Source organism: Acinetobacter sp. CIP 101934 (assembly GCF_000369585.1).
Classification (GTDB): Bacteria; Pseudomonadota; Gammaproteobacteria; order Pseudomonadales; family Moraxellaceae; genus Acinetobacter; species Acinetobacter schindleri.
This window is the reverse complement of sequence record NZ_KB850094.1, coordinates 35,228-55,332: the sequence shown is the minus strand read 5'-3', so window position 1 is coordinate 55,332 and position 20,105 is coordinate 35,228. Positions and strand designations below refer to the sequence as shown.

The 20,105-nt window shown below is 42.6% G+C and carries 22 protein-coding genes; 9 read left to right on the top strand and 13 right to left on the bottom strand.

All coding sequences use genetic code 11. From position 1 onward, the window contains the following. Nucleotides 1-15: 15 nt before the first annotated feature. Together F899_RS00815 and F899_RS00810 are read left to right on the top strand one after the other, a co-directional pair. On the top strand, nucleotides 16-411 hold the full coding sequence (locus tag F899_RS00815) for a hypothetical protein (RefSeq protein WP_004895343.1): 396 nt from the start codon (nucleotides 16-18) through the stop codon (nucleotides 409-411). 190 nt (nucleotides 412-601) lie between these two features. Then, a complete protein-coding gene (locus F899_RS00810) occupies nucleotides 602-1,195 on the top strand; it encodes a LysE family translocator (RefSeq protein ID WP_004895341.1) in 594 nt (197 codons plus the stop codon). Nucleotides 1,196-1,211: 16 nt separating this feature from the next. Here the strand turns inward: F899_RS00810 and F899_RS00805 are convergent, their stop codons facing one another. Beyond that, the gene (locus F899_RS00805; RefSeq protein ID WP_004895339.1) at nucleotides 1,212-1,850 is read right to left on the bottom strand and encodes a DedA family protein; all 639 of its coding nucleotides are present in this window, start codon (nucleotides 1,848-1,850) and stop codon (nucleotides 1,212-1,214) included. A gap of 190 nt (nucleotides 1,851-2,040) precedes the next feature. On the opposite strand from F899_RS00805, the gene F899_RS00800 reads away from it, so the two are divergent. The 3 genes from F899_RS00800 (at nucleotide 2,041) to guaA (ending at nucleotide 4,744) form a co-directional block, all read left to right on the top strand. After that, nucleotides 2,041-2,460 (top strand): DoxX family protein, encoded by a 420-nt coding sequence (locus tag F899_RS00800; protein ID WP_004895338.1) that lies wholly within the window; start codon nucleotides 2,041-2,043, stop codon nucleotides 2,458-2,460. A 151-nt stretch (nucleotides 2,461-2,611) separates the two neighbouring features. Then, on the top strand, nucleotides 2,612-2,977 hold the full coding sequence (locus tag F899_RS00795) for a NirD/YgiW/YdeI family stress tolerance protein (RefSeq protein ID WP_004895336.1): 366 nt from the start codon (nucleotides 2,612-2,614) through the stop codon (nucleotides 2,975-2,977). A 198-nt stretch (nucleotides 2,978-3,175) separates the two neighbouring features. Beyond that, the gene (gene guaA / locus F899_RS00790; RefSeq protein WP_004895334.1) at nucleotides 3,176-4,744 is read left to right on the top strand and encodes a glutamine-hydrolyzing GMP synthase; all 1,569 of its coding nucleotides are present in this window, start codon (nucleotides 3,176-3,178) and stop codon (nucleotides 4,742-4,744) included. A gap of 220 nt (nucleotides 4,745-4,964) precedes the next feature. On the opposite strand, the gene F899_RS00785 is transcribed toward guaA, so the two are convergent. The 4 genes from F899_RS00785 to F899_RS00770 form a co-directional block, all read right to left on the bottom strand. Next, nucleotides 4,965-5,585 carry a hypothetical protein gene (locus tag F899_RS00785; protein WP_004895333.1) on the bottom strand — a complete coding sequence of 207 codons (621 nt, stop codon included), beginning with the start codon at nucleotides 5,583-5,585 and terminating at the stop codon, nucleotides 4,965-4,967. A 64-nt stretch (nucleotides 5,586-5,649) separates the two neighbouring features. Beyond that, complete coding sequence (locus F899_RS00780) at nucleotides 5,650-5,838, bottom strand: hypothetical protein (protein ID WP_004895331.1); 189 nt, start codon at nucleotides 5,836-5,838, stop codon at nucleotides 5,650-5,652. Nucleotides 5,839-6,056: 218 nt separating this feature from the next. After that, nucleotides 6,057-7,307 (bottom strand): GGDEF domain-containing protein, encoded by a 1,251-nt coding sequence (locus tag F899_RS00775; RefSeq protein WP_005220324.1) that lies wholly within the window; start codon nucleotides 7,305-7,307, stop codon nucleotides 6,057-6,059. 198 nt (nucleotides 7,308-7,505) lie between these two features. Continuing rightward, nucleotides 7,506-8,810, bottom strand: a complete 1,305-nt coding sequence (locus tag F899_RS00770) for a GGDEF domain-containing protein (RefSeq protein ID WP_005220322.1) — start codon at nucleotides 8,808-8,810, stop codon at nucleotides 7,506-7,508. 490 nt (nucleotides 8,811-9,300) lie between these two features. Here F899_RS00770 and F899_RS00760 point away from each other — a divergent pair, with 490 nt between their 5' ends. The 3 genes from F899_RS00760 to F899_RS00750 all read left to right on the top strand — a co-directional run bounded on the left by F899_RS00760 (nucleotide 9,301) and on the right by F899_RS00750 (nucleotide 11,447). Continuing rightward, nucleotides 9,301-10,248 (top strand): pirin family protein, encoded by a 948-nt coding sequence (locus F899_RS00760; RefSeq protein WP_005220320.1) that lies wholly within the window; start codon nucleotides 9,301-9,303, stop codon nucleotides 10,246-10,248. A gap of 30 nt (nucleotides 10,249-10,278) precedes the next feature. After that, complete coding sequence (locus F899_RS00755; protein WP_005220317.1) at nucleotides 10,279-10,677, top strand: OsmC family protein; 399 nt, start codon at nucleotides 10,279-10,281, stop codon at nucleotides 10,675-10,677. Between the two features lie 122 nt (nucleotides 10,678-10,799). Continuing rightward, nucleotides 10,800-11,447, top strand: coding sequence for a glutathione S-transferase (locus F899_RS00750; protein WP_005220314.1), 648 nt, complete (start codon nucleotides 10,800-10,802; stop codon nucleotides 11,445-11,447). A 57-nt stretch (nucleotides 11,448-11,504) separates the two neighbouring features. Here F899_RS00750 and phoR read toward each other — a convergent pair whose 3' ends face one another. The 3 genes from phoR to F899_RS00735 all read right to left on the bottom strand — a co-directional run bounded on the left by phoR (nucleotide 11,505) and on the right by F899_RS00735 (nucleotide 14,488). Next, the gene (gene phoR / locus F899_RS00745; RefSeq protein WP_005220312.1) at nucleotides 11,505-12,863 is read right to left on the bottom strand and encodes a phosphate regulon sensor histidine kinase PhoR; all 1,359 of its coding nucleotides are present in this window, start codon (nucleotides 12,861-12,863) and stop codon (nucleotides 11,505-11,507) included. A 24-nt stretch (nucleotides 12,864-12,887) separates the two neighbouring features. Beyond that, nucleotides 12,888-13,598 carry a phosphate regulon transcriptional regulator PhoB gene (gene phoB, locus F899_RS00740; protein ID WP_005220310.1) on the bottom strand — a complete coding sequence of 237 codons (711 nt, stop codon included), beginning with the start codon at nucleotides 13,596-13,598 and terminating at the stop codon, nucleotides 12,888-12,890. Between the two features lie 212 nt (nucleotides 13,599-13,810). Next, complete coding sequence (locus F899_RS00735) at nucleotides 13,811-14,488, bottom strand: TetR/AcrR family transcriptional regulator (protein ID WP_005220308.1); 678 nt, start codon at nucleotides 14,486-14,488, stop codon at nucleotides 13,811-13,813. Nucleotides 14,489-14,708: 220 nt separating this feature from the next. Here F899_RS00735 and F899_RS00730 point away from each other — a divergent pair, with 220 nt between their 5' ends. Further along, nucleotides 14,709-15,554, top strand: coding sequence for an SDR family NAD(P)-dependent oxidoreductase (locus F899_RS00730; RefSeq protein ID WP_005220306.1), 846 nt, complete (start codon nucleotides 14,709-14,711; stop codon nucleotides 15,552-15,554). Nucleotides 15,555-15,701: 147 nt separating this feature from the next. On the opposite strand, the gene F899_RS15760 is transcribed toward F899_RS00730, so the two are convergent. The 5 genes from F899_RS15760 to F899_RS00715 form a co-directional block, all read right to left on the bottom strand. Then, the gene (locus tag F899_RS15760; protein ID WP_005220305.1) at nucleotides 15,702-16,244 is read right to left on the bottom strand and encodes an LLM class oxidoreductase; all 543 of its coding nucleotides are present in this window, start codon (nucleotides 16,242-16,244) and stop codon (nucleotides 15,702-15,704) included. Nucleotides 16,245-16,246: 2 nt separating this feature from the next. Further along, on the bottom strand, nucleotides 16,247-16,405 hold the full coding sequence (locus tag F899_RS15755) for an LLM class flavin-dependent oxidoreductase (protein WP_004814218.1): 159 nt from the start codon (nucleotides 16,403-16,405) through the stop codon (nucleotides 16,247-16,249). Between the two features lie 257 nt (nucleotides 16,406-16,662). Beyond that, nucleotides 16,663-17,067, bottom strand: a complete 405-nt coding sequence (locus tag F899_RS15750) for an LLM class flavin-dependent oxidoreductase (protein WP_005220300.1) — start codon at nucleotides 17,065-17,067, stop codon at nucleotides 16,663-16,665. Between the two features lie 160 nt (nucleotides 17,068-17,227). After that, entirely contained in the window at nucleotides 17,228-18,592 is a 1,365-nt protein-coding gene (locus F899_RS00720; protein WP_005220298.1) for an MATE family efflux transporter, read from the bottom strand. Nucleotides 18,593-18,727: 135 nt separating this feature from the next. Further along, entirely contained in the window at nucleotides 18,728-19,882 is a 1,155-nt protein-coding gene (locus tag F899_RS00715; RefSeq protein WP_005220296.1) for a methionine aminotransferase, read from the bottom strand. Nucleotides 19,883-20,105: the final 223 nt, after the last annotated feature.

Here is a 20,105-nt window from a genome sequence, read left to right as displayed (position 1 = left end):
ATTGATGATTCCAGCATGAAACTCATGAAATTCAGTCTTGGCATCGTGGGCCTGGCCTTGTTAAGTGCCTGTGCTACGATCGTCAAGCCGACCTATGTGTCGCCCACCCAATATCAGTCCTATGACTGCGGTCAGCTGCAAGGTGAATATAACCGTATCCAGCAGTATATCGACAATGGTGTACAAGCGCCGAAACGAACGGGTGTTGGCGTAGGCGTCGGTATGGGTGGCGGCTGGGGTAGCCATAGTGGTTGGGGCATTGGGCCGAGCATTTCAGTGAATATGGGGCAGTCCTCTAATACCAAGAAGACCGAACTGGCACGTGTTTTAGGTGAGCAGGAAGCGATTGTTCAGGCAGCGCGCTATAAGAGCTGCCCATTGATCATTCGCCAGGCTGCACCAAAAATATAATGATGAAGATAAAAAATAAAAATGCTGACTGAGGTCGGCATTTTTTAGCATCGCATTCCGGAAAGGGACATTATTTTGCATATAAAACTAGCTGGAATGACTGCTCGGAACAAATTTATGAGAATTTTCATCTTGTTATATATTGAGCAGATTCGTTAATGTTGCGCCATTCTTTGCGGTAAGTTTGCGTATGATCGAAAACTGGCTATTTATTCTGGCTGTAATTACAGTATTGATGATTCCGGGCCCAGGCAATGCACTGGTTGCCAGTGCGGCACATCAACATGGTCAGGCCAGAACCAGTTTATATATACCTGCTATTCTGCTGGGTTACTTCTATGCCATTAATGTCTGGGCCTTGCTGATACATCTTGCTGTCCCGATCTGGCCGAATTTTCAGGGCATGCTGCATATACTGAGCACAATTACTGTAGGCTGGATGACCTTCAGACTGTTTAAAGCCAAACAGCTAGAGCAGCATAATCATAAGCACCCGATGATCCGGCCTTGGCAGATGTTTACTGCGACTTTAAAAAATCCTAAAGCGGCTTTGTTTGCTTCCGGTATTTTTCCCATGGCGACCTGGGAAAATCCAACTAATTTCGTACTGGTGTTCGCGATATTTAGTCTGGTGACATTACCAGTGTTTGTCTTCTGGATGGCGTTCGGTCAGGCAATTCTGGCAGGGGAGTCGGAGAAAATAAAAACCGACCTCGTATATAAAGGGTCGGTCCTGTTTTTGCTGCTTTGCCTGATTCCGCTGATCATCAGTATATTTAACTGAGTTCAGCGATCAGGATTTAAGCCATTTTGTTCTTTTTCAGTTTTTGTTGAATAAAACCGAAGATGCCTGGCAATACACTAATAATAATGATGCCGAAGATCAGATAGGTAAAGTTATCTTTAACGATTGGCATATTTCCAAACAGATAACCCAAAATCACAAAAGAGCTGATCCACAAAAAACCACCAATCACGTTATAGCTCAGGAAATATTTATAATTCATGCTGCCAGCACCGGCCACAAAAGGAGCAAAGGTACGGGCGAAAGGCACGAAACGGGCAAAGATAATAGTCTTGCCACCATGTCTGGCAAAAAATTGCTGGGTTGCTAGTAGGTGTTTTTTATTGATAAAGCGCGATTCAACTTCAAACACACGCGGCCCGATGAACTTGCCAATATGATAGTTCAGCGTATCACCCAGTACTGCTGCCACAAATAGGAGCGGAATCAGTACCCACGGATCCATGGCCCCAGTAGATGCTGCAAGTGCCCCCGCAGCAAACAGCAAGCTGTCACCCGGCAGGAAAGGCATGACTACCAGTCCCGTTTCTACAAAGATAATCAGGAAAAGAATGGCATAAATCCACACCCCATAATTGGTGATGAATTCAAGCAGATGGTCATCTACATGTAGGATAAAATCAAGCAGTTCCATGGCGCCAGTACAAGCAAAAGTGTGCCCAAATCCTAACAGTGATTAGGCTTAAAGTCAGCATCAAAAGTGGTCTATTTCCAGTCTCATCATTCTAAAAATAAAATGATGAATCTTATTTTGGTTATTAATAATTAAAAATGAAACTTATAAGATGTGCTCATGTTTTAGCAATCATCTTCGAGTTTTTATCATGTTGAATCCAAATCGTATTATCGCCAATCTTGTTGCTCATCCTGTACTTGAATCCGCAACATTCGTGTCTGCACGTGTCTTAATGGCTTATATTTTTATTGTGGCAGGTTGGGGCAAAATCGCTGGCTATGAAGCAACAGTTGGTTATATGCAAGCTATGGGTGTTCCTGCTGAATTATTACCTGTGACAATTTTGCTGGAGTTGGGTGGTGGTTTAGCGATTTTATTTGGCTTGCAGACTCGTGTTGTGGCAGCACTTTTGGCTGGCTTTAGCTTAGTGACTGCATTTTTATTTCATGGTACGCCTGAGGATGCAGTGAACTTTATGAAAAACTTCGCGATGGCAGGCGGCTTATTGCTATTGGTATTACAGGGTGCAGGTCGCTTCAGTCTTGATCATCTGATTGAGCGCCAATAGTAAAACAACGATCCAATCGAGTGGTCTAAGACCGCTTTTTTTGTGGATACATAACATTAAACTAGCTTTACAGAATTAAGCTTCGTGCAGTGCATTCACTCTGATTAGATAGAATCAGGAATTTAAACCTGTTGTTTAAGGAGTATATTGAATGCAAAAGCAAATTTTAGCTGTATTGATGACGGGACTCGTTGTTAGTGGCGGTGCATGGGCAAAGTCAGATCAGGCCCTCCTTGCTGAAGCTCAAAAAAATAAAGTCAGCATTGCTCAAGCACAAAAAATGCCGGATGAAACTGGTGTGACCTTAACAGGTAAAATTGTGCGTCAAGTTGCACCGCAGAGTGATGATTTTGAACTTCGAGACAGCAGTGGCACGATTATTATTGATGTTGATGATGACCTGTGGAAACCCTTAAAGTTAAAAGCGGGTGATAACGTTCGTGTGCTTGGTGAGGTAGATACTCATCGTCAGAAACCTACCGATATTGATGTGATTAGTATCGAAAAAGTGAAATAACCACATTTAAGGTTCTGCTTCAATCTCATTCAATCTTGAATCCAGGATTGAAGCAGATCTGACAAAAAATTCAGTCTGATCAAGATACAGTGCTAAATATGTATATATTTCAAGCGCCTTGAAACAGTGTGCTTAATGCAGCGAAAAATGATAGAATACGGCGCTTATCTTTCGTTTGCCTTTCTATAGTTGTTTGTCATGACTACCAATACTCAAATCACTGAAGATCGTATCCTGATTTTGGATTTCGGTTCTCAATATAGCCAATTGATTGCACGTCGCGTACGTGAGTCTGGCGTATATTCTGAAATGTTTGCCTATGACATGTCTGAAGAAGACATTCGTGCATTTAATCCAAACGGTATCATCTTGTCAGGTGGTCCTGAGAGCGTTCACGAAGAAGGCAGCCCGCGTGCGCCAGAAGTTGTGTTCAACTTGGGCATTCCTGTATTGGGTATTTGCTACGGTCTGCAAACCATGTCTGCACAACTTGGCGGTAAGGTTGAGCCAGGTACAGTACATGAATTTGGCTATGCAGAAGTAGACATTCAAATCCGTGATGGTCTTATTGGCGATCTTGAAGATTCAGCAGACAAATTGAAAGTCTGGATGAGCCACGGTGACAAAGTGACTCAAATTCCAGAAGGCTTCCAGATTACTGCCAGTACACCAAGCTGTCCGGTCGCAATGGTGTCTGATGAAAAACGCCGTTTCTATGGTATTCAGTTCCACCCGGAAGTCACTCATACTGCCAAAGGTAAAGAGTTACTGTCTAACTTCGTTCACAATATCTGTGGTTGCCGTAGCCTGTGGAACTCTGAAAACATTATCGACCTTCGTGTTGAACAGCTTCGTGAACAGATTGGCGACCAAAAAGTACTGCTCGGTCTTTCAGGCGGTGTGGATTCATCAGTTGTTGCGGCGCTGTTACACCGTGCAATTGGCGACCAATTGACTTGCGTATTCGTGGACAATGGTTTACTTCGTCTAAATGAAGGCGACCAGGTTATGGACATGTTTGCGAAAAACATGGGTATCCGTGTCATTCGTGCTGATGCTGAAGAGCGTTTCTTGACTGCACTTGCGGGTGAAGTTGATCCAGAGAAAAAACGTAAAATCATCGGCCGTGAATTCATCGAAGTATTTGCTGAAGAAGCACGTAAGCTTGATGGTGTAAACTTCCTGGCTCAAGGTACGATTTACCCTGACGTGATCGAATCTGCTGCAAGCAAACAGGGTAAAGCACACGTGATTAAATCACACCACAACGTGGGTGGTTTACCAGAAGATTTAGCATTTGAACTGGTTGAACCAATTCGTGACCTGTTTAAAGATGAAGTACGTAAATTGGGTACCACTTTAGGTCTTCCATTTGAAATGCTTTATCGTCACCCATTCCCAGGTCCGGGTCTAGGTGTCCGTATTCTTGGTGAAGTGAAAAAAGAATATGCTGACATTCTCCGTTTGGCAGATGACATTTTCATGCAAGAACTGCGTGCTAGCGGTTGGTATGACAAAACTGCGCAAGCATTTGCTGTATTCCAGCCAGTTAAATCTGTTGGTGTTGTAGGTGATGGTCGTCGTTATGCGTGGGTCATTGCACTTCGTGCAGTTGAAACTGTTGACTTCATGACAGCTCGTTTTGCTCACCTTCCATACGAGCTTGTAGATAAAATCTCAACTCGTATCATGAACGAAATTGCTGAAGTTTCTCGTGTGGTTTATGACGTATCGTCTAAACCACCAGCAACGATTGAATGGGAGTAATTTCCTTACGGAAATTATTTAATAAAGGGCGCTTAGGCGTCCTTTATTATTGAAATGCAGCAATTAAAATAGCAACAATAATAGCGATAAATGCAGTTATTCCTGAAAATTTTGCCCAGAATGCATTTGTTTGGGCTAACTTAGCGGTTTCAATTTCGCGTTGCTTTGCCTCAGCTGCTTCGAGCTCAGCTTTTTCTAAGGCTTCGACCTCTTTTGTTATTTATTTCGCTTGAACAACTAAACAGTTAGCAATAGCTCTAAATTGTTTTTTGATTTTTACTAAATCTTCAATTTTATCAACTATTTTTTGATAATGAGCTTCTCTATCATTTTTGCTGATAGCAAATTGATTAACTGACTCAGTATTATGTGAAATATCAAATTGACCGATTTCAGTTACGGCATCCATCCAATCAAAAAAGTCTGGAAAATGGTCTGTAACAACTAAATTAAGATCTTGGAAACTGGCTTCGTAAGTTTTTAGTTCTGCTTCAAGTTGTTGAGTTAGTTGATCCAAAGAATCAAAATAGGCACGTAATAAATGTTTATATGCTGAGCGAAGATCATCAATATTTACTAAACATTGATGAGGTGCTTCAGCGGGAAAGAAATTCGATTTGCTCAACACTTTACTGATATGGTAACCAGCATAACGCATTTGATTAATTGCAGCGATAGGAACATCATCAATAATATTTTCGACACGTTTCGCCCATGTTTCGGCATTTTGAAATGCAGCATGGAGTTCATCAAACATGTTTTTTATATCATTGTGTGAATATGGTATGACTGATGATGTCGAAGTTAGAGTATTTGGAGTGACATCCACAATCTGATTCATATTCTTCCTTAAAAAATTGAATAAAAAAGGCATCTTAGATGCCTTTTTTGAAAATGTAAAATTTTTATGCTATAGCTTGCTTTAATATTAATTTGTTTGAGAAACGTCCAGTTTGTAAGCGAACATTTCCTTCAGCTAAGCGTTGAGTAACCTTATGGGCAGCTTCATTACGTACTTGAATATATAACTCTTCTTCAGTCATACGAGCCAATTGGGCTGCTAATTCTTTACGGCGTTGAGCAAGGAGTTTCACTTTATAACCCTTTTTAAAGGTGACAAAAAAAGACTATAACTAGTTCCTAGTTAAGTCTTACATTTGCTTATATTCAATTATAAGCAATTATTTTTAAAAGATTAAATTTAAATATAGATTAATCTATATGTTGCAATTATATACAGCTAGTATTTAAAAGCAATAAATCTATATAAAAAAGTACAATCTTTAAGATGATTGGCAAAACAATCTTTTAGTCATTCTCCAGCCACTTTGATATTTCGGTCATTACTCCAGGAACCTTGCGTTTGCAGCTCTACATTTGGACTAATGAAAGAATCATATTGCTCTACTCGATTCCGTCCGTTGGCCTTGGCCTGATACAGCGCAATATCCGCCTGTTTAATTACGGTATACAGGTCCGTTTCACAGGTTTCCAAGATCGCCGCACCCACTGAAATGGTGAATTTTAAGGATTGAACTTGATCAAGAAATACTTCGGTCTGTTCAATGCGCTGCCTTAAACAATCGGCAATTTTTAGAGCATCATCCAGATGCGTATCAGGAAGCAGGGCAATAAACTCTTCCCCGCCGTAGCGCGCCAGAATATCAGTATTTCGCATTTCACTTTGAGCTGTTTTTGCAATGATTTGCAGTACCTGGTCGCCAATATCATGACCATAGTTATCATTAATCTTTTTAAAATGATCGACGTCAAAGACGATTAATGAACTAGGACTCGGTGTTCCTTCTTCAAGCCTATGTGTTAGATGTTGCTGAGCCAAATATTCAAAAAAGCGGCGATTATTTAATCCTGTTAGGGAATCGGTATGCGCCATATGCTCAAAAGCCTGACGGTTATATTCGTTCAAGGTATGTTGTAAAAATACAATCCGAGATTTAAGCGTTGAATTCCAGCTGATATAAATACTAAAACTTAGCACCGGCAAATAAATCAGAGAAAACAGAACCAGCTGTTGCAGATCGCCTTTAACATTGAAATACACACCAATATAGATCATGAAGGTAATCAGGGCCGAGATGATCAGGGAAGGCCTGAAACGGATATGTACACTTAAATTTGCCAGAACAATAAAGACCAGAGAGGAATATTGATAGATCAGGTTATAAGGACTTTCTGACTGATTTAAATTAAAAAACCAGACCGCACTGGCACCAATAATCGAAGTGGGTAGCAATAGATCAAAGAGTGGTAAATTCCGGCTATGCTGGTACATCCAGACCGTGATCAGGGTCATGACTGAGGTAAAACCCAGTTTGGTTACAAGCAACAGGGTGTGGATGTCACGCAGTACATAAATATCCGCAAGGGTATAGGAAGCATAAGCAAACTGTGCAAACAGATTCACCTGAAGCAGATATCTCAGATGCAGCTTTTTCTGATGAGAATAATAGGCAGATTTTAATGCCTGAGGAATACACACCAGAGGATCTTTAAGCGCCTGCTGAATCAGAAGGCGTGACTCCTTATGATATTCCTGTGGCATTCAGCCTTCCCCATAAAAAATAAAATTTTTTATATATTAAGTTTTGTATAAATTTTATTCTATTCCTTAAAAATTCACTTTAAAAGTAGTCATCTAGAATAAATATTTTCGGTTACAAAAAAGGGAGAGTGAGTACAAAGCAACAAAGGAGATAGGCTGGATTTACTGTCTATACGTTTAAGTCACCTCTATGACTGTTCATAAGTTAATATATTTTTCAGTATAAAAATTCTGTAAATCAGATTGAAACGGTGAACTCATATCTGGACGATACACTTCAATCCGGTTACGTCCACTCTTCTTGGCAGCATAAAGCGCCACATCCGCTTTTTTAATCAGATCATCCAGGTCCTGAGTATGGGACTCTAACTCAGCAATACCAATCGAAACTGTAAATTTCAATACCAGCTCAGGCCGGGCATAGAGATACTGCTGCTGAATCGAATTACGAATGCGCTCGGCAATTACCAAAGCATCCTGCAACTGTGTATCGGACAGCAAAATAATAAACTCCTCACCACCAAAACGTGCCAGTACATCACTATGGCGCATTTCCTTACGCGCTGTATCTGCAATTAACTGTAATACCCGATCCCCGACATCATGCCCATAACTATCATTGATCTGCTTGAAATGGTCCACATCAAACATCAGCAGACAGGTGCTTGAATATCTTGGCCAGTCATGAATACAGTTTTCTGCCAGATTAACAAAATGCCGGCGGTTATAGAGCTGAGTCAGTTCATCAGTATGGGCGAGATTACGCACCATATGGTAGTTCCATTCATCTAATAAAGTACGGATAAATGCACGACGGGTATGCAAGATATTATTCCAGTTAAAATACAGGCTAAACAGCAACACTGGGCTGAACACGACCATAAAGATAAAAGCTTCCGATAACGTCATTAGCTGCGTCATTGCTATCAGGACCAGCAGGCTGATCAGGATTGAACAATATAGTGCAGCCCTAAATTGAACCTTGATGCAGAGATTGGTAATCAGAATAAAAATGGATGCAGCATACAAGTAATTTTCTACATGTAGGCTGGTAGAAGAGAGCAGGAGCAGGATCCATACTCCAGCACAAAGCGTAGTCCCTATCGGCAGGATCAGATCGAGCAAGCGAATGTTCTGGCTGTATTGAAATAACAGTTCACAGACGATCCAGAAAGCTAAGACCAAAATCACCCGAGTAAACCCAGAAACCATCATCAGGTCGGGGATGATAAAGATATCGGCAAAGAAATATAGCAGGAACACCAACTGTGCCAGTAAGTGGATCTGGCGCAGACTATGGTAGTTATGCCGGTACAGATAGTCGTAAAAATGAGGTAGAAATTGCACAGGAATACGGGCGTGCCGATCCACAAGTGCATCTTCTAGCACTTGACGGTTCTTCAGGTCATTCTCGGAAGGTTGCAGTTGTTCCGAAGAATGCCGATTAAGACTCTGCAAGGAAGCCTGCATATTTGCATCCATCCTGCCATCGGCAATCGTCATTTTTCAATCCATTAAAAATTCGCACATATTATGAGCAAACTTTAGGGTCAGGAATCTATGGTCAAACGGATAGATTGCGACGCATGGAGAAGGAAAAAGTAACAAAACATTTTTTCTGCGAAAGGAGAAAGCCAAAACTTAGGTATTATTGAATTAATTATTTGATTTAATTTACAAAAAATTAAATATAAGTCTGTTTCACGTGAAACAATCCGAGATAATTGTTTGTTGCAGTATGTGTAAACCTCACCTTATTAAAATGAAAAATGCTAAAAAAGGTTTGAGTGATCTTTACCTAGTTGCGACCTCGAATTTTAAGGATAGATTCAAGATTTGGAGTACCCATGAAAACAAGAAATCAGATCAAGTACAGATCAGACCGTTGAAGTTAAAGATTGTTGCAAATATGACAAGCACAATCCTGAAAGTAGCACTCTTTTTACCGATCTGAATTGCTATGATCTTTTGACCCAGCCGAGTGAGCCAGAACATGTCGAATAATAATGATATCGAACTTTTCAATTCAGATGATTGTACAAAATACGTCAATCAGTTTATTGCAGAATTTCCATTACGCCGTGCTGAAATTGGTCAGGGAACAGTGATCAAGCGTGCGTTACCAAGCCGGCATAAACGGATGATCGGGGCATGGTGTTTTCTGGATCATGCCGGACCTGCTCATTTCCCGCAAGGGGATGGCCTGGATGTAGGACCACATCCACATATTGGTCTGCAGACTTTTACCTGGATGATTGAAGGTACTATGATGCATCGTGACAGTCTGGGCAGTGCGCAGTTACTACGTCCGCGTCAGGTCAATCTGATGACGGCTGGTTATGGCATTTCCCATTCTGAAGTTGCACCTGAAACAGAAACTAAAATGCATGCCGCACAGCTCTGGATCGCTTTGCCAGATGATATGGTCAATATGGCACCCGCGTTTGATCATTATCCGGAATTGCCTGTGGTTGAGGATCAAGGCATTGAGTTCACGGTACTGGTCGGGGAATATCTTAAGGCAATATCACCAGTGAAGGTACATAGTGAACTGCTCGGGGTGGATCTGTATGCAGCAGACAGTACCCAGGCAGTATTACCGCTTCATCCGAAATTTGAATATGGTTTTCTGGCACTGGAAGGGACGGCCAGTATCAACGCACATGAACTGACTGAAGATAATATGGTGATTCTGGAACCGGGGCTGGATCGGGTAAATATCGAGATTCATGCCGGAAGCCGTGTACTGTTGCTGGGGGGCGAACCTTTTGAAAGCCCGATTTTACTATGGTGGAACTTTGTTGGCCGCACGACTGAAGAATTGAAAATGGCACGTGAGCAATGGATTGCAGAGCATGAACGATTTGGCTCGATTCCTGCCTACGAGGGACCACGACTTGAAGCCCCTGCTTTCCCGGGCCATATGCGTCCTTCAAAATAAATGGATCATCAATAAAATAAGGAAGAAGAAATGGCCATGCTTGCAAGTGCTCGTGTACATAGTCTGGAAACACCATGGCAGGGACAGATCAGTCATGGCAATCACCAATATCTGACAGATAAGCCGGAAGCTTTTGGTGGTCAGGATCGTGGTCCCGCACCTTATGATTTTCTGCTGGCAGGCTTGATTTCCTGCACCATGATTAGCTTGCGTATGTATGCCAGCCATAAAGATCTGGAGCTGGGGGAGTTTCAGGTTGAAGCCGATTTCTTTGCCAATCGGGAAGGGCAGGAATGGATTGAACGACGTTTAAGTTTTCAAAATCCGTTAGATGAAACATTGCGGCTAAAAATTCTGGAAATTTGTCAAAAAACGCCAGTGACCAAAACTTTGCTACGGAGTCTGGAAATTCGAACTACATTACTTTGATCTCGCTATATGTAAAGAAGGCTGATTGAAATGTAATATAATTCGTAAAGCATTTCACCGAAACCAGACACTTTTTGTTATGCTAAAGCGGCAATAACACGACAATAACAAAAGAGTCTAACATGCGTATCCTACACCATCTTGAGCAGTCCCGATCGTTCCGTATTTTATGGGCATTGGAAGAATTGGGGCTAGATTATGAAATCAAGTTCCATAAACGGCTGCCTAACTTTTCTGCCCCTTCAGAGTTGAAGATGATCCATCCATTGGGGAAGGCGCCGATCCTGATTGATGGTGATCAGGTGCTGGTAGAATCTGCGGTAATCTTACAATATTTGCAGGAAACTTATGATGTGGGTATGGAGTTTCAGCCGCTCAATTCTACTACCAAACAGCAGTACCGGTACTGGATGCATTATGCCGAAGGCTCACTGATGCCGTTACTGGTTATGCATCTGGTCATTAATTCCGTTGAGAAGCACACACCATTTTTGCTGCGTCCTATGGCGCGACAGATTACCAGTGGAATTAAAAGTAAATTTGTACAGCCGCGTCTTAAAGATCATATTCAATATCTGGAAGACTACCTGAGCGAGCATGAATATTTTGCCGGTCGATTTAGTTTTGCTGATATTCAGATGAGTTTCCCATTAGATGCCATTCAGACCCGTACGGGTAAACGTTATCCGGCGATTGAAGCCTATCTGGAACGCTTATCTCATCGTCCTGCCTATTTCCGGGCCATGTCCAAAGAAGAAGTATTGAGTTAACAAGCCATTAAAAATAAAGGTGCCAAAAGGCACCTTTTTATGGGGATAAGGTTTCAATCAGTCCGGAAAGCTCAAGCGTTCTTTCGGGAAAATCACTTTAAAAGTAGAGCCCTGATTTTCACGAGAATCAATTTTTAGCTGTGCCTGATGCTGCATCAGTACATGTTTTACAATCGCGAGTCCAAGACCTGTACCGCCAGTACGTCGGCTACGGTCAGAATCGACGCGATAGAACCGTTCAGTCAGACGCGGTACGTGTTTCGGGTCAATCCCGATCCCGGTATCTTCTACCACAAAGTAAGCCGATTCACCATCATCATGCCAGCCCATGGTGACCGTACCGCCTTTTGGCGTGTATTTAATCGCATTGGTGATCAGGTTGCTGAAAGCACTAGCAATTTCCATATCGGAACCAATCAGATCACAATGACTGTCAATATCCAGGTTCAGCGTATGACCATAATCCACGTTATAGGCCTGAGCATCATCAAATAGCTGGTTCATCAGATTGGGCATGTCGATAATCTGATTCTTGGCAATATTTTCGTCATTTTCCAGACGAGACAATAGTAACAAGTCATTGACCAAGGCATTCATACGCCGGGTCTGGGATTGCATCTGGTCAAAGGCGCGTTTCCAGCGTGGACTGATATCTTCCTGATCGGTAAAGGTTTCGATATAGCCGCTGAGCACCGTTAAAGGCGTACGTAACTCATGCGAGATGTTATCGACAAAGTCTTTGCGCATCTGCTCCAGATTATGCATCCGGGTCACATCATAAGCGACCAAGAGACGGCTTTCACCCCCAAAGCGGGTCATCTTGATCTGTACATAATGGTCTTCAAAGATCGAAGATTGCATCTTGAGACCGTCAGGTGCATCATCAATATGATGATAATAATCAACGAAATTTGGCTGAGAGAGTAAACTCAGAATATTACGGCTTTTATCTTCAGCACTGATGCCGAGCAGACGTTCAGCTGCGGGATTCCACCATTCAATCTGCTGATTTTCATCGATCAGTACCACGGCTTCCTGTAGCGCGCCTAGAGAAGACTGGGCACGATCAATCAGCTCGACCATTTCTGCCTGTACAATGCGTTCCTGACGCTGGGCCTGATAGACATTAAAGAGCAGGGCACCCCAGATGCCATTGATCTTGGGTGGTACGTCATAAGGACGATTGGAAATCCAGTCATTGACCAAATATAGGGAACGGATTTGTGTGACAAAGAATGCTACAAAAGCCAGTACGATACAGACCCAGAAATACCCGATCCCGAAACCAATCAGGCTGCCGATCAACAGGAAGAAGGCCAGAAGGCGTAAATCCTGCTTGGCAAAGTCCCATAAGCTATTGGAGCTTGGCAGTTTATGCCCACGGGCCATTTCAGGAACAGGGTAGGGTTTATACATAAAGCAGGATTTACCTAAGTCAAATTAGCCGAGTGCGACATCAATACGGGTCGAAAAGCGATAGCCGGTTCCGCGTACAGTCTGTACAAAACGGTCGGCGCCATATGGCTCTAGTACTTTGCGCAGGCGTCGGATATGCACGTCAATGGTTCGGTCTTCAATATACACATTGCCACCCCATACCTGATCCAGGAGCTGGGCACGGGTATAGGCACGTTCTGGATGGGTCATGAAGAAGGCCAGCAGGCGGTATTCAGTCGGCCCCATATCCAGAATAGTATCATTAAAGCTGACACGCTGGCTTGCAGGATCGAGTAACAGGCCATTGGCTTCAATACTTTTTTCACCATTCAGGCTATTGGTACGGCGCAGTACGGCTTTGATACGGGATACCAGTTCACGGGTAGAAAATGGCTTGGTCATGTAGTCATCTGCACCGGCATCCAGACCTTGAACCTTATGATCTTCTTCGCCTCGTGCAGTGAGCATAATGACTGGAATTTCTAACAGGGTTTCATCGCGTTTCAGGCGACGGCATAAGTCTACACCGCTCACTCCACCGGGCATCATCCAGTCCAGCAGGATCAAGGCTGGACGCTGATCCACAATCATTTGATGAGCCTGTTTGGCATCTTCTGCTTCTAAACAATTGAAGCCAGCCATATCCAGTGCCGTATGGATCATTTCCCGAATTGGAAGCTCATCATCGACGATTAAAATGTAGTCATCTTTCACAGCGCATTTCCTATAAGTCAACGGTGGACCGTTTTATATTTATGACGAGCCTATTACAAAGATTAATTATGACAGTATCATTGCAGAAAGGGATATTTGCCCTGCTTTCGCAAAGATTTGTGACAATTTAAGTGACTTGATAGAGGAAAAATATCTGTAATAACAATTGATTGAAAAATAGAAAATAAATTAAGAAATAATTGCGCTAAATATTATTTCTTATCTGAAAAAGATTCAAAAAGTGCCAAAAATACAATACTGCATGAGGACAGAACCTCCTCCATGGACTGTTTAAAACCGCTCATGACCCAGCGAATGGAAATCTGGGTGACATAACCATTTAAGCCCGTGGATACCAGAGAAATTTCCTGTTCAGAACGGCTCAGGTTCGGCATCATCAGCATGACAAAGGCCTGAATCATGCGGTCAAAACGGCCCATGGTTTCGTGAATGGTAGCCTGATTATGCAGTTCCTGGACCAGCATGGCATCGATATAAATAATCCGGGCCATACGTGGATTATCACGCAATGTAGTGAGCAGGGCAGTCAGACCAGCTTCGATCATCTTTTTAGGATCAGAGGAAGCCTGCATCATGGCTTGCATGACATTTTGCTGCAATTCATCGATCAGTTTTAGAAAAATAGTTTGAAACAGATGCTCACTTTTCTTAAATGATTCATAGAAATAGCGTTCGGTCAGTTTGGCTTCAGTACAGATATCTTTGACGGTTACAGAAAAAAAGCCATGCGTGCCATACGCTTGAATACCCGCTTCAATCAGCTTTTCCCGGCGTGCCTGCTGGCGTTCAGCCATAGACAGTCCCTTAAACTGACGTTCCTTTGTCATCGTTTTTTGTTGTTTTTCCACAGGAATTGCCGAATTGGTCATAGAATGATTAAGCTCATAAGCACCGAAATTTTGAATATCTTACCAATAAATTGCATTTAGACCTATGTTCTTGATCACCAACCTAGATTGTCCTGAACAGATAAGTCATCATGATTGACAATGAGTATTGTCAAAACTATATTGAAGAGAATTGCTGCATGAAGCACGACAGAACAAGAAATACTGTCTGAGCAGGCAGTTTCATCAATAAGGGAAACTTATGAAAAATTTTAATAATAAAGTTGCAGCGATTACCGGTGCAGGTTCGGGTATTGGTCAGCAGTTGGCTGTACTTTTGGCGAAACAAGGCTGTCATCTGGCATTAAGTGATGTGAATGAACAAGGTTTACTTAAAACACTTGAGCTGATTAAAGACACGGGCGTGCGTGCCACCCTCGACAAGGTCAACGTTGCCAATTTGGAAGAAGTCCGTGCGTGGGCTGAAAAAGTCGAGCAGGATCATGGCAGTATCAACATGATCTTCAATAATGCTGGGGTCGCTTTGGGGTCAACAGTGGAAGGCGCATCTTATGACGAACTCGAGTGGATTGTCGGGATCAACTTCTGGGGTGTGGTGTACGGAACCAAAGAATTCTTGCCACGCATTAAAAAGACCGGCGATGGTCATGTGGTGAATATTTCGAGTTTATTTGGACTGACTGCGCAGCCAACCCAGTCTGCCTACAATGCCACCAAGTTTGCGGTGCGTGGTTTTACTGAGTCTTTACGTCAAGAACTGGATATTGAAAATTGTGGTGTAAGCGCGCTCTGCGTGCATCCGGGGGGAATTCGTACCAATATTGCCAATGCCGCAAAAATGAATGACAGCCTCAGGGCTTTAGGGATGAGCCCTGAAAAGTCTGCGCGTAGCTTCAATAAATTATTGCGTTGTCCGCCTGAAGAAGCAGCGCGTCAGATTTTAGAGGCTGTTCAAAAAGACAAACGCCGTTTATTGATTGGTAACGATGCCAAAGCGATCGATTTAATCCAACGTATTTTACCAACGGGGTATCAGAAGGTCACAGCTTTTGCCACTAAGTTAGGTAAATCTAAGAAATCAGCTTAAATTATTAAAAGTTATGAAATTAAAGTCCGCTTCTGCGGACTTTTTATATTTAAATTTAAGAAATGAAAGACTAGCAATAATTTTTCTTTCTCTCCTCCACAGAAAATAAAATAGTAATTCAAACTAATCTTTTTTATAAAGGCTAATCTAAAAGGCTATAGCCGTATTGGGTTGAGTCACTAGATACTGGTTTACTGGACGTTTCAGACCCAGATTTTCACGCAGAGTGCTGCCTTCATATTCAGTCCGGAACAGGCCACGGCGTTGCAGCTCCGGTACAATGAAATTGACGAAGTCATCCAGGCCGGCAGGCGTTGTTGGTGGTAACACATTGAAGCCGCCTGCAGCTTCATTTTCGAACCATTCCTGTAACTGATCGACCACCTGTTCAGGTGTACCAATCAATGTCCAGTGACCATGGGCAAAAGCAATATATTCGTATAACTGACGAATACTAAAGTGATGCTTCGCTGTAATCTCAAGCATCATTTGCTGACGACTGGACTTGATCTCCATATTTTCTCTAGGGAAAGGTGCATCCAGATCATAGTGTGAAAGATCAATATCGCCGGCTAAACCTGAAAGTAAGCCCAGGCCGACATCCGGGTGGATCAGGCTATTGAGCAATGCATATTTTTCTTTAGCTTCCTGTTCGGTCTTGGCGACAAATACCGATACGCCTGGCCTCACTTTTAAGTCACCGCATGACGACCATATTTAGCTAAGCGGCCTTTAACATCACGGTAGAAAGCCTGTGCATCCGTGAAACTTTGTTGGGCTGTGAAAATCACTTCGGTATATTTCGCTGCCAGTTCACGCCCATCTTCAGACTGACCTGCCTGCACATTCACCGAATAGCCTTGTGGTGGACGAGAGACATTCAGTGCGCCTTGGACATTAAAATATTTTCCTTGAGGAAGCGGTTCATGCTGTTTAGCGGCCTCAAAAAAATGACCACTTTCTTTATCGTAGAGGAAGGCATCATCTTCTCAGGAATCTCAGAGTTTCTGCACGACTTCAATAAATTTATCCGCACGTTCATAACGGACTTTGGCATCTGGATGTGGACTAAAACCAAAGTTACGCGCAGTTTCAGCAGAGATAGTCGTCACCACATTCCATGCAGCACGACCCCTACTATATGGTCTAAAGAGGCATATTTACGTGCTAATAGATAGGGTTCTTCATAGGTGGTCGATGCAGTGGCAATAAAGCCAATATTTTTGGTGACTGCTGAAATAGCCGCAAATAAGGTCAAGGGTTCAAACCCAACAACTTTGTCACTATAACCTACATTTTTATTATGCTTAGAAGCGCCATGACTCCAATTAACAGCCAAACCATCGGCAAGAAAATAAGCATCAAACAGGCCACGTTCAGCAGTCTTTGCTAGTTCAATTGCATAATCAAGGCTTAAATGATCTTGGGGCCGGGACGCTGGATGCCGCCAACCAGCTGCATGTTGCGATGTCGTTGGAATGAAGGCACCCAGTTTAATTTGTCGTTGGGCCATGCTGAAATCCTGTATTTCAACAGGTATATAATAAGGAATAATCGAGTTTAAAAATACGATAAAATTAAATCCTTATAATGAATATGGAATAGGCATAAGGACGAGATGTATTTACTTTAAAAATAGATAAGTTTTAAATTTATACATACTTAAGCTACTGTTAAATTAGCGCTTCAATGGTTTTCTTTTTCCAGACAAACTGGTAATACAAGCCTTGCATGATGCACAGGCAGACAAAAGCCAAGGCATACCCATACCAGATGCCTTGCAGCCCCCACCAATGGCTGAATAGATAAGCTGCCGGAACTTCAATTGCGATGATGGCGATAATATTGATAATCATCGGTACGGTCACTGTACCGCTGGCTCGCATAATCGAAGCAAAAATCGCACTGGCGCCAAAGAACAGAATTGACCAAAGCACGATAAATAGCAGCTGTTGACCCAACACCACCACTTGCGGATCAGTAATAAACAGAGCCATCAGATATTTCGAGAACAGATAGGCTAACACCACCAGACTACCGGTAAACAGGATATTCATACTCAGGGCGGTGCGCGTCACTTTATTGAGTAAGTCATTTTCACCAGCACCAATCGCTTGGGCACCAAAAACTGAAGCAGCAATCGCGATGGAAAGTGCTGGGAACTGGATATAATTCAGCACCTGATTTACTGCACCATAAGCTGCTGTAGCTTCCGCACCATAACGGTTGACCAGACCGACAATCACCAAACCTGCAGCTGAAGTAGTAATCATCTGAACACCGGTAGGAATACCCAAGCGCAGAATAATTTTGCTTAAGCCGGGATGATGACGGATATGCTTCAGCAAAGCCCAATCTAGTTTAAGTGGATGTTGTTTATAATTTAAATATAGGGCTAAAAATAACAGGACTGCTATATTACCAAGAATAGTTGCAATAGCAGGCGAGATAATTCCCATTTTCGGGAAACCGAAATAACCGGCAATCAGAACAGGTGTCACTACCAGACCGACTCCAATCGTCAGGGCTGAGGCAAATAAGGCCGTCGTGCTGTCACCCACACCACGCAAAATTGAAGTATAAATAATATAGATAAAAATCAGCGGGCTACCCGCAAGCATCCATTGCACATAAGGCAGAGACAGATGCATCACATCAGGATCGGTTCCAAGCAGTAGCAGGATCTTCTCTGCAAAAATCACCCCAAAAAATGCAATCAGGCTACCGCCAATTAGGGTCATAAACAGGGTAGAACCAATAACACAGCGGACTTTTTCCAGATTTTTTGCTCCCCAAGCCTGTCCTACTAAAACGGTTGAACCTGCGGACAAGCCAATTACAAAAGCCATCAAGCAGAACAGAATTGGGAAAAAAACCGCAACTGCAGCAATGGCATGTACGCCCAGCATTTGCCCCACAAAAATCGTATTAATCGTGCCGGACAAACTTTGCAGGATATTGGTCACAACCAGCGGCAACAGGAAAATAAAAAATGTTTTCCATAGATTTTGCTGCTGAACCAATGCTTGCTGTGCCATAAGACATCCTGTTCTTGATTATTAGAAAGGGAGAAAAAAATAATTATCGGAAATTTGCAGAAAAATAGCCTTAGCTTTTAGGTAACTAAGGCTGAAGCTATGTAAGTCTTTAAATGCTAATCTAAGATATTTGAATCAAACTTTGGAAAGAATTTCGCCCGCTTGCAGCAAGGTTTGTTCTTTTTTGGCAAAACAGAAACGCAGCAAACGTAAATCTTTTGGTGGCTGTTTATAAAATACTGATACTGGAATCGCCACGATCCCATGTTGATGGGCTAGATACTGACACATAGCAACATCCTCTAAATCTGGTCGAATTTCGCTGTAATCCAGATTCTGGAAGTAAGTCCCCTGTGATGATGTCCACTGAAAACGTGAATTCTGAATGGATGAATTAAACAAATCCCGTTTGGCCTGATAGAAGGTCGACAGCTGGGGAATATGCTCAGGATGCTGTTGTAAATATTCGGCCAGTGCCACTTGTACAGGTGTTACACCACAAAAGCTGGCAAATTGGTATACCTGACGGAACAATTTCATTAAGGCCGGGGTAGCTACACAGAAGCCGGTTTTCCAGCCGGTGACATGGAAGGTTTTGCCAAAGGAACCAATCACAAAACTGCGTTCACGTAATTCCGGGAAGGAAAGTGCTGAATAATGTTGTACATCATCAAAGACCAGATGTTCATAAACTTCATCAGAGAGCACCACAATATTGCGTTCACGGATCAGTTCAATCAGCTGTTGCCAATCCGCTTTAGACCAGACACTTCCAGTAGGATTATGCGGGGTATTTACAATAATCATGCGGGTGCGATCATTAATCGCATCCTTGACCTGGTTCCAGTTCACTGAAAAATCCGGATGCTGGAGTGCGAGATGAATCGGTTTAGCACCTAAAACCTGTACCGTCGGCGCATAACTGTCATAACTCGGGTCAAAAATAATGACTTCCTCACCTGCACGTACCACAGCCTGAATTGCGCAGAAGATTGCAATCGTTGCGCCCGGTGTAATGGTAATTTCCTGAGCAGGATCTAGTGATAATTGATCACGCTGTAAATATAAATCAGCGACCAAAGCGCGTAATAACGGTAAGCCATCTCCAGGTGCATACTGGTTAAAACCGGACGTACTTGCCCGTCCTAAAGCTTCAATCAAATCGGGTGGTGCAGGGAAATCGGGAAATCCCTGTGAAAGATTCAATGCCCCGAGTTGCTGAGCAAGGGCAGACATGGTACTGAAAATCGTCACGCCCAAGTCAGGCAGTTTGGACTGGAGATCAAGCATGTCACAACGCTCTTTTGATTGATATAAGCATAAAGTGTAGCAGTAACGATTCTGCTCTGTGAGCACAAATAACAGAAATCATTAGTCATTTTGTCAATAAAACATTAAAAGATTAAAACCTCAATAAAAGAGCTGATGAGCAATAAATTAATGGTTAAATCATGTGAAATAACAAGCATGATGGACGTATAGGGGGCAATTTTCATAAAATCAGCTGCATAAT